Annotated in this window: 8 protein-coding genes; 2 read left to right on the top strand and 6 right to left on the bottom strand. The window is 62.0% G+C overall.

Translation table 11 applies throughout. From position 1 onward, the window contains the following. Window positions 1-136 precede the first annotated feature (136 nt). Entirely contained in the window at window positions 137-289 is a 153-nt protein-coding gene (locus M5B43_RS06660; protein ID WP_015885095.1) for a DUF3309 family protein, read from the bottom strand. Window positions 290-633: 344 nt separating this feature from the next. Here M5B43_RS06660 and M5B43_RS06655 point away from each other — a divergent pair, with 344 nt between their 5' ends. Both M5B43_RS06655 and csrA read left to right on the top strand, forming a co-directional pair. Beyond that, window positions 634-1449 carry an SDR family oxidoreductase gene (locus M5B43_RS06655; RefSeq protein WP_248749339.1) on the top strand — a complete coding sequence of 272 codons (816 nt, stop codon included), beginning with the start codon at window positions 634-636 and terminating at the stop codon, window positions 1447-1449. A gap of 127 nt (window positions 1450-1576) precedes the next feature. Then, window positions 1577-1780, top strand: coding sequence for a carbon storage regulator CsrA (gene csrA / locus M5B43_RS06650; protein WP_248749338.1), 204 nt, complete (start codon window positions 1577-1579; stop codon window positions 1778-1780). A gap of 9 nt (window positions 1781-1789) precedes the next feature. Here the strand turns inward: csrA and M5B43_RS06645 are convergent, their stop codons facing one another. The 5 genes from M5B43_RS06645 to mnmC form a co-directional block, all read right to left on the bottom strand. Further along, window positions 1790-2017: a YheU family protein gene (locus M5B43_RS06645; protein ID WP_003192759.1), complete on the bottom strand. Its 228-nt coding sequence runs from the start codon at window positions 2015-2017 to the stop codon at window positions 1790-1792. A 75-nt stretch (window positions 2018-2092) separates the two neighbouring features. Continuing rightward, entirely contained in the window at window positions 2093-3277 is a 1185-nt protein-coding gene (locus M5B43_RS06640; RefSeq protein WP_248749337.1) for an osmoprotectant NAGGN system M42 family peptidase, read from the bottom strand. Between the two features lie 62 nt (window positions 3278-3339). Further along, window positions 3340-5088, bottom strand: coding sequence for an N-acetylglutaminylglutamine synthetase (gene ngg / locus M5B43_RS06635; RefSeq protein ID WP_248749336.1), 1749 nt, complete (start codon window positions 5086-5088; stop codon window positions 3340-3342). Between the two features lie 3 nt (window positions 5089-5091). Continuing rightward, entirely contained in the window at window positions 5092-6864 is a 1773-nt protein-coding gene (locus tag M5B43_RS06630; protein WP_248749335.1) for an N-acetylglutaminylglutamine amidotransferase, read from the bottom strand. Between the two features lie 135 nt (window positions 6865-6999). Continuing rightward, window positions 7000-9000 (bottom strand): bifunctional tRNA (5-methylaminomethyl-2-thiouridine)(34)-methyltransferase MnmD/FAD-dependent 5-carboxymethylaminomethyl-2-thiouridine(34) oxidoreductase MnmC, encoded by a 2001-nt coding sequence (gene mnmC, locus M5B43_RS06625; protein WP_248749334.1) that lies wholly within the window; start codon window positions 8998-9000, stop codon window positions 7000-7002. Window positions 9001-9165 lie beyond the last annotated feature (165 nt).

The following is a 9165-nucleotide window of genomic DNA, read 5'->3' as shown; positions in this document are numbered from 1 at the left end:
GCGCCCCAACGCGGGCGGTGCGACGATTCGACAAGCCCGCTCGCCACCGGTTACCGGTTGCTCGTTCTAGCGCTTAACTGACTGGCATTGCTCTGGAGGGCCTCTTTTTTTGCTTTTTAAACGCTAGGAGCGGGTTCTATATACGACCCAGCAGCAACAGTACCAGCAGGACAACCAGCACAACACCGAGGATACCCGACGGGCCATAACCCCAGTTACGTGAATGCGGGAACACGGGCAGGCCGCCGACCAGCAGGAGGATCAAGATAATGATCAGAATGAGGCTCATGGTTTTTTTCCTTATAGATCTTTCGCCAAGACCGGTTGTTAAACGAGTGTCTCGTACCTATAAATCGTGTGCTTATACATACGGACGCCTTAATAACTCCGACTCATCCCCTGCCGAGAAAATTCAGTGTTTTTTTAAAGCGATTTGCTCGGTCTTTTATTTCTTTTAACGCGTGCGCAAATCGATCTTCTTAGTTGAAAAAGATTGAACTTAGGCGATAGACAGGTATCCGACCGAGCCCACGGTTTGCCTGGGGCATTCATCAATCTGATGGTGCGTGGGTGTAGGAAAAACCTTCGCTACACTGCCCGTTACTTCTTCTGTGAACCACAAGGCTACTTCCTATGCAAAACCGCATGATGATCACTGGCGCCGGGTCCGGCCTGGGTCGTGAAATCGCTCTGCGCTGGGCCCGTGAGGGTTGGCAGTTGGCCTTGTCGGACGTCAGCGAGCCTGGCTTGCAAGAAACCCTCAAGCGGGTTCGTGAGGCGGGCGGCGAAGGGTTTACCCAGCGTTGTGACGTGCGCGACTACAGCCAGCTCACGGCCTTTGCCCAGGCCTGTGAAGTGAAGCTGGGTGGCATCGATGTGATCGTCAACAACGCCGGCGTGGCGTCGGGTGGATTCTTCGCCGAACTGTCCCTGGAAGATTGGGACTGGCAAATCGCAATCAACCTGATGGGCGTGGTCAAGGGCTGCAAGGCGTTCCTGCCGCTGCTGGAAAAGAGCAAGGGTCGTATCATCAACATCGCGTCCATGGCTGCGTTGATGCAAGGCCCGGCCATGAGCAACTACAACGTGGCCAAGGCCGGCGTGGTGGCGCTCTCGGAGAGCCTGCTGGTGGAACTCAAGCAGCAGGAGGTCGGTGTGCATGTGGTATGCCCGTCGTTTTTCCAGACCAACCTCCTCGACTCTTTCCGTGGGCCGACCCCGGCGATGAAAGCGCAGGTGGGTAAGTTGCTCGAGAGTTCGCCCATCTCGGCGGCCGAGATCGCCGACTACATTTACCAGCGCGTGGCCGAAGGCCAATTCATGATCCTGCCCCATGAACAGGGGCGGATGGCGTGGGCCTTGAAACAGAAGAACCCGCAGTTGCTGTATGACGAGATGACGGTGATGGCCGACAAGATGCGCGCCAAGGCGCAGGCAATCAAGGGCTGATTCAGGGGTTGTCTGTCAGGAAATTTACCTATCTGCGTAGGTGTTTCCTGATTTTGTCGCCAGCCATTGTCGGTCTTGCGGCAATCGCGCATGGTCAAGGTCCTGTCACCGGAAAAGGACAACCGCCATGCTGGTTTTAAGCCGCACCATCGGCGAAATCATCTCCATCGGCGATGACATCGCTTTGCATATCCTTGAGCTGAACGGTACCCATGTAAAAATCGGCGTCGAGGCGCCCGTGGGCGTTAATGTGCACCGCGCCGAGGTGTACCAGAAGATACTCGAACGTCAGGGCGCCGGCATCCATCCAGTGCCGGTGCCTAATCTGTAGAGGTGCGACTCAGTCGAACAGATGCTTGGGCACGTCGTGCTTGAGCATCAACTGGCATTGCTCGCTTTCGGGGTCGAAGACGATCAGGGCCTGGCCCTTGGTCAGCGCCTGGCGTACGCGTAACACGCGGGTTTCCAGCGGTGTATCGTCACCATTGTCGGTACCGTCGCGGGTGACGAAGTCTTCGATGAGGCGGGTCAGGGTGTCGACTTCAAGTGCATCGTAGGGAATCAGCATACAAGCCTCAGGGGTCAGGTCCCGGCGATGCTACTGCGCCGGGACCTTTGTTTCCAGTACCAGGTGTGGCTGGCGTCAGGTCTTCTGGCCGACCAGGCTGTCCACCGACGGCACCCGGGTGTCGCTCTCCATTTGTGTCTCATGCTCCAACTGATGGCTGAACCGATCCAGGGAACCCTGGGCCGGTTGCGCGTCGCTGGCGAACACCGGTGGGCTGAGAATATACGCGCCCAACAGGCGGCTCAGTGCGGCCAGGCTGTCGATATGGGTACGCTCGTAGCCATGGGTTGCGTCACAGCCGAATGCCAGCAGCGCTGTGCGAATGTCGTGCCCGGCCGTGACCGCTGAGTGGGCATCGCTGAAGTAGTAGCGAAACAGATCGCGGCGTACCGGCAAGTCGTTATCCGCCGCCAGGCGCAGCAGGTGGCGAGACAGGTGATAGTCGTAAGGGCCACCGGAATCCTGCATCGCCACGCTCACCGCATGTTCGCTGGAGTGCTGGCCGGGCGCGACCGGGGCGATATCAATCCCGACAAACTCACTGACGTCCCAGGGCAGGGCGGCGGCGGCGCCACTGCCGGTTTCCTCGGTGATGGTGAACAAGGGGTGGCAGTCAATCAGCAGCGGTTCGCCGCTGTCGATGATGGCCTTGAGCGCGGCGAGCAGGGCGGCGACACCGGCCTTGTCATCCAAGTGACGAGCGCTGATATGCCCGCTCTCGGTGAATTCGGGCAGTGGGTCGAACGCCACATAATCGCCGATGCTGACACCCAGGGAGTCGCAGTCGGCGCGGGTCGCACAATAGGCGTCCAGGCGCAGTTCCACATGGTCCCAGCTCACCGGCATTTCATCCACGGCGGTGTTGAACGCATGCCCGGAAGCCATCAGCGGCAAGACGCTGCCGCGAATCACACCGTTATCGGTGAACAGGCTGACGCGGCTGCCTTCGGCAAAGCGGCTCGACCAGCAGCCTACGGGTGCGAGGGTCAGGCGACCGTTGTCCTTGATCGCACGCACGGCGGCGCCAATGGTGTCCAAGTGCGCGGAGACGGCGCGGTCAGGGCTGTTTTTCTGGCCCTTGAGGGTGGCGCGAATGGTACCGCGCCGGGTCATTTCAAAAGGAATGCCCAGTTCTTCCAGGCGTTCGGCGACGTAGCGCACGATGGTGTCGGTAAACCCGGTGGGGCTGGGAATGGCGAGCATTTCCAGCAGCACTTTTTGCAGGTAGTTGAGATCCGGTTCGGGGAGGGTTCGAGTCATGGAAACTCCTGATGAGGTGAGGGCACTCTTGTGGCGAGGGAGACCAGCTCCCTCGCCACACGTTATTGAGCCGTCGGCTGGCTATGGGGAAATAGCAAATCCACAAACTTCTCCGCTGTCGGTTGCGGTTCATGGTTGGCCAGCCCGGCCCGCTCATTGGCCTCGATAAACACGTACTCGGGTTGGTCGGCGGCGGCCACCATCAGGTCCAGGCCCACCATGGGAATGTCCAGGGCGCGGGCGGCGCGCACGGCGGCGTCGACCAGGGTGGGATGCAGGATTGCCGTGACGTCCTCCAGGCAACCGCCGGTGTGCAGGTTGGCGGTACGGCGCACCGCCAGTTGCACGCCACGGGGCAGGATGCTGCTGTAGTCATAACCTGCGCTTTTCAAGGTGCGTTCGGTTTCCGCATCCAGGGGGATTTTGCTCTCGCCATCGGTGGCGGCCTGGCGGCGTCGGCTCTGGGCTTCGATCAACGCGCCGATGGAATGCTGGCCGTCGCCGATGACTTCGGCCGGGCGGCGGATCGCGGCGGCGACCACTTCAAAACCGATCACCAGGATGCGCAAGTCCAGGCCCTCGTGGAAGCTTTCCAGCAGCACCCGGCTGTCGAACTGGCGCGCCGCTTCAATGGCGTGCTGCACCTGCTCGATGGTTTGCAGATCCACCGCCACGCCTTGGCCTTGCTCGCCGTCCAGCGGCTTGACCACGATGCGCTGGTGTTCGTCGAGGAATTCCAGGTTGTCATCGGCGCTACCGGCCAGTTGCTGTGACGGCAAGTTCAAGCCGGCCGCTTTGAGCGTCTTGTGGGTCAGGCTCTTGTCCTGGCACAGGGTCATGCTGATGGCGCTGGTCAGGTCGCTCAGGGATTCCCGGCAGCGCACGCGGCGCCCGCCGTGGCTGAGGGTGAACAGGCCGGCGTCGGCGTCGTCCACCTGCACATCAATGCCGCGCCGATGTGCCTCTTCGACAATGATCCGTGCGTAGGGATTGAACCCCGCCTGCGGCCCGGGGCCGAGGAACAGCGGCTGGTTGATGCCGTTCTTGCGCTTGATCGCAAAGGTGGTCAATGCCCGGAAGCCGAGCTTGGCGTAAAGGCTCTTGGCCTGACGGTTATCGTGCAGTACCGACAGGTCCAGGTAGCTCAAGCCGCGGCTCATGAAGTGCTCCACCAAGTGGCGCACCAGCACTTCACCCACGCCGGGGCGCGTGCAGTGCGGATCGACCGCCAGGCACCACAGGCTGCAACCATTTTCCGGGTCATGAAACGCTTTCGGGTGATTGAGGCCCATCACACTGCCGATCACCGCACCGCTGTCCTCGTCCTCGGCCAGCCAGTACACCGGGCCGCCTTGATGGCGGGGTGTCAGGCGCGCAGGGTCGACGGGCAACATGCCGCGGCCCTGATACAGCTGGTTGACGGCTTGCCAATCGGCGTCGGTCTGCACACGGCGAATGCGAAAGCCCCGAAACACCCGCGTGGCGGGGCGGTAGTCGCTGAACCACAGGCGCAAGGTATCGGACGGATCGAGGAACAACTGCTGTGGATCGATCCCCAGGATCTGTTGGGGGGCCGCCACGTAGAGTGCAATATCGCGCTCGCCAGGCTGCTCATTGAGCAGCTCCTGGGCCAGGCTCGCCGGGTCCGGGAAGGTATGGCCGATCAACAACCGGCCCCAGCCGCAATGCACGGCTATCGGCTCGGCGGCCAATGGGCTGCCATCTTCAGCCAGGCGGGCTTGCAGGCGCTCATAGGTTGGCGCCTGGCCCTTGAGCAAGCGTTGGCTGTAAGCCGCTGCGAGAGGTTTCATGGATCAGATTCCTTGTTCGCTGAGCCACAGGTTCAGCGCCGCCAATTGCCACAGCTTGGAGCCGCGCAATGGGGTCAACTGGCCTTGCGGGTCGGTGAGCAAGCGGTCGAGCATCGCCGGATTGAACAGGCCGCGATCCTGGCTCGGGTCCAGCAGCAGTTCGCGTACCCAGTTCAGGGTGTCGCCCTGCAAATGCTTGAGGCCCGGCACCGGGAAGTAGCCTTTCTTGCGGTCGATCACGGCGCTTGGGATCACGCGGCGCGCGGCTTCCTTGAGCACTTGCTTGCCGCCGTCGGGCAATTTGAATTTACCCGGCACGCGGGCCGACAATTCAACCAGGCGGTAGTCCAGAAAGGGCGTGCGCGCTTCCAGGCCCCAGGCCATGGTCATGTTGTCGACACGTTTGACCGGGTCGTCCACCAGCATCACCGTGCTGTCCAGGCGCAGGGCCTTGTCCACGGCGGCATCCGCGCCCGGCAGGGCGAAATGCTCGCGCACGAAGTCACCGGCAGCGTCGTGGGCGGTCAACCATTTCGGCGCGACAGTGGCCGCGTAGTCGTCGTAGCTGCGGTCGAAAAACGCCTCGCGATAGGCCGCATACGGATCGCTGGCGCCGTCCACCTGCGGGTACCAGTGGTACCCGGCGAACAGCTCATCGGCGCCCTGGCCGCTCTGCACCACTTTGCAGTGCTTGGCCACTTCCCGCGACAACAGGTAGAAGGCGATGCAATCGTGGCTGACCATCGGCTCGCTCATGGCGCGGAACGCCGCCGGCAATTGCTCGATAATCGCGCTTTCGGCAATGCGCAGTTGGTGGTGACGGGTGCCGTAGTGCGTGGCGATCAGGTCCGAGTACTGGAACTCGTCGCCGCGCTCGCCACCGGCGTCTTCAAAGCCGATGGAGAAGGTCGAGAGGTCCTGCACGCCGACGTCACGCAGCAGGCCGACGAGCAGGCTCGAATCGACGCCGCCAGAGAGCAGCACGCCGACATCCACGGCGGCACGTTGACGAATCGCCACAGCTTCGCGGGTGCTGTCGAGCACACGGTCGGTCCAGTCTTCCAGCGTGAGGTTTTGCTCATCCTCACGGGGACCGTAGGGCAAGGTCCACCAGGTTTTCTGCTCGGTGTTGCCATTGGCGTCGATGCGCATCCAGCTCGCCGGTGGCAGCTTTTCAATGCCTGCCAGCAAGGTACGCGGTGCAGGCACCACCGCGTGGAAGTTCAAGTAGTGGTTCAGGGCGATCGGATCGAGGATCGGGTTGATGTCGCCGCCCTTGAGCAGCGCCGGCAAGGCCGAGGCAAAGCGCAGGCGCTGGCCGATGCGCGACAGGTACAGCGGCTTGACGCCCAGACGGTCACGGGCGATGAGCAGGCGCTGGGCATCGCGTTCCCAGATGGCGAACGCGAACATGCCATTGAGCTTGGGCAGCAGTGCCTCGCCCCAGGCGTGATAACCCTTGAGCAGCACTTCGGTGTCACCACCGGAATAGAAGGCGTAGCCCAGGGCTTCGAGTTCTTCACGTAATTCGGGGAAGTTGTAGATCGCGCCATTGAACGCCAGGGACAGCCCCAGTTGGGCGTCGACCATCGGTTGGGCGGAGCCGTCCGACAGGTCCATGATTTTCAGGCGGCGGTGGCCCAGGGCAATCGGCCCTTGGGCGTGGAAGCCCCAGGCGTCGGGGCCTCGGGGGGCGAGGTGATGGGTGATGCGTTCTACGGCTGCCAGGTCGGCAGGTTGATGATCAAAGCGTAACTCGCCAGCTAATCCACACATAAGTTCCTTACCGGTTTTTCCGTTGGGGAGGGGGTCATTCTCAGTACGCCCAAAGGGCGCGTACCCAGAAACTGACCCAGTGCTATCCGTGGAGTTTTAGACCGATAAGTTATAAGGCAAATAGCCGTGATTGCTTCAATGCCGCTCTTTATTTGCCGTTGGCTTGCCTCTCACCAACGCGCGCAGGGCAAACCGATTCGGGTGGCAAGCCTCGGCTACACTGGCCGGAACCGGCAGCGGTTCGTCATTCAGCCAGGCGGCGAGTAACTCGCCACACAGTGGCGCGGTAATCAGCCCGCGAGAGCCGTGACCGCTGTTGATGTACACCCCCGGCAGCCACGGGCAGGGCGTGTCCGGTACTTGGCGGGCATCTTTACCCAGTACTGCATAAGTGCGTTGGAACGCCTCGATGTCGGCCAATGGCCCGACGATTGGCAGGTAATCAGGGCTGGTGCAACGAAACGCGGCACGGCCCTCCCGTTGTTCAGGTGCCAGTTGATCGGCTCCCAGGCGCTGCACCAGGTCTTCGGAAATCTCACACAGCATCGCCAGGTTACCGGCGTGTTCGGCAACCGTTGGCGTGAGGTCGTCGTTGTTGAAATCAAAACTGGCCCCCAAGGTGTGTTCGCCAAGCCGGGCCGGCGCCACATAGCCCTCGGCGCAAACCACAGTGGCCAGGGCTTCACTGGCCGTTGTTTGCGCCAGCCGAGTGATTTGCCCGCGAATACGCTTGAGCGGCAAGTCTGCGCTCAGCGCGAACCGCTTGATGTCGGCAGCCCCGGCGAGCACGACCACCGTGGCGCTGGCCAGCACGTTGTCGCCGTCGCGGGCTTGCCACTGGTCGTCGACACGCTGCAACTCAAGGGCCTCGTGATGAGTGAGGACCTCAATCAGCGGATGCGCCGCTTGCCATTGGCACAGCGCCGGTGGATGCACCCAGCCGCCTTCGGGGAAAAACAGACCGCCCTGGGCCAGCCCGATGCCTGCCTGTTGTTGAGCCTGATCGCGGTCCAGCAGGTGCAGCAGCTGCGGCGCAAAAGCCTCAGCCAGTTGCGCCTGGCGCTGTGCTTCTTTGGCGTCGAACGCCAGTTGCAGCACGCCACAACCCTCCCAGTCGACGCCTCGGTGCAAGTGCTCCAGCAGGCGTCGGGTGTGGCCGAAGCCGCTGAGTATCAGCTGTGAGAGTGCCGTGCCATGTGCCGACAACTTGAGGTACAGCACGCCCTGGGGGTTGCCTGATGCTTCCTGGGCCAGCTCGGCGTGCCGCTCCAGCAGGCTGACGCGCCAGCCTCGGGCAGCCAGGCTGGCGGCTGTCGCGCAACCGGCCAGGCCGCCACCGATGACCATGGCATGGCGCTCGCCGTTGATGGCGGCAGGGCGGGCGAACCAGGGTTTGGGCTTGGCGGGCGCAGGCGTGTCTTCGGGCCAACCGAGGAACTCACCGCGCAGGATCTCCCATTTGTGCCCAATGCCCGGGGTACGTTTCATCTTGAAGCCGGCGGCGTTGATCAAGCGTCGTACCCAACCGGTGCTGGTAAAGGTGCTGATGGTCGAGCCCGGCGCGGCCAGGCGCGCCAGTTCGGCAAACAGCTCGGCGGTCCACATGTCGGGGTTTTTCGCCGGGGCAAAACCGTCGAGAAACCACGCATCGATCTGTGCATCCAGTTGCGGCAGTTGCTCCAGGGCGTCACCGACCAACAGGGTCAAGGTCACGCGGCCGTTATCCAATACCAGGCGTTGGAACCCTTGATGGATCGCAAGGTACTGGGCCAGCAATTGCTCGGCAAAGGGCGCAAGCTCCGGCCACAGGGCGAGGGCGCGTTGCAGGTCGGTATGGCTGAGCGGGTATTTTTCCACGCTCACAAAGTGCAACCGCGCACTGGCCACCGCATGTTGCTCGAACAGTTGCCAGGCGCAGAGAAAGTTCAACCCGGTGCCGAACCCGGTCTCACCGATCACCAGGCGCCCGCCGTCTGGCAAGGCGGCAAAACGCTCCTGCAAACGGTTCTGTTCGAGAAATACATAGCGCGTTTCTTCAAGGCCCGACTGGTCGGAGAAATACACATCGTCGAACACCCGCGAATGCGGGCGGCCTTGGTCATCCCAGTCGAGCTGGGCGTGGGTGATGGGGTTCATGGGCGGCTCGGTAAAGGCAAGGCGGCCATTCTAGCCGATCACAGGTCGCAGGGCGGATTGCGGGTGGTAGCCCCATAGGTTTTGCATGGAAATAACTGCTGGGCTGCGCCTTCTATCCATCAATTATCAGCGTTAATCCTGTGCCGGTTGCTGCGGTATCGTCAT

Source organism: Pseudomonas sp. MWU15-20650 (assembly GCF_023242475.1).
Lineage (GTDB): Bacteria > Pseudomonadota > Gammaproteobacteria > Pseudomonadales > Pseudomonadaceae > Aquipseudomonas.
The sequence above is the reverse complement of the archived record's forward strand: the minus strand, read 5'-3'. Positions and strand labels throughout refer to the sequence as shown.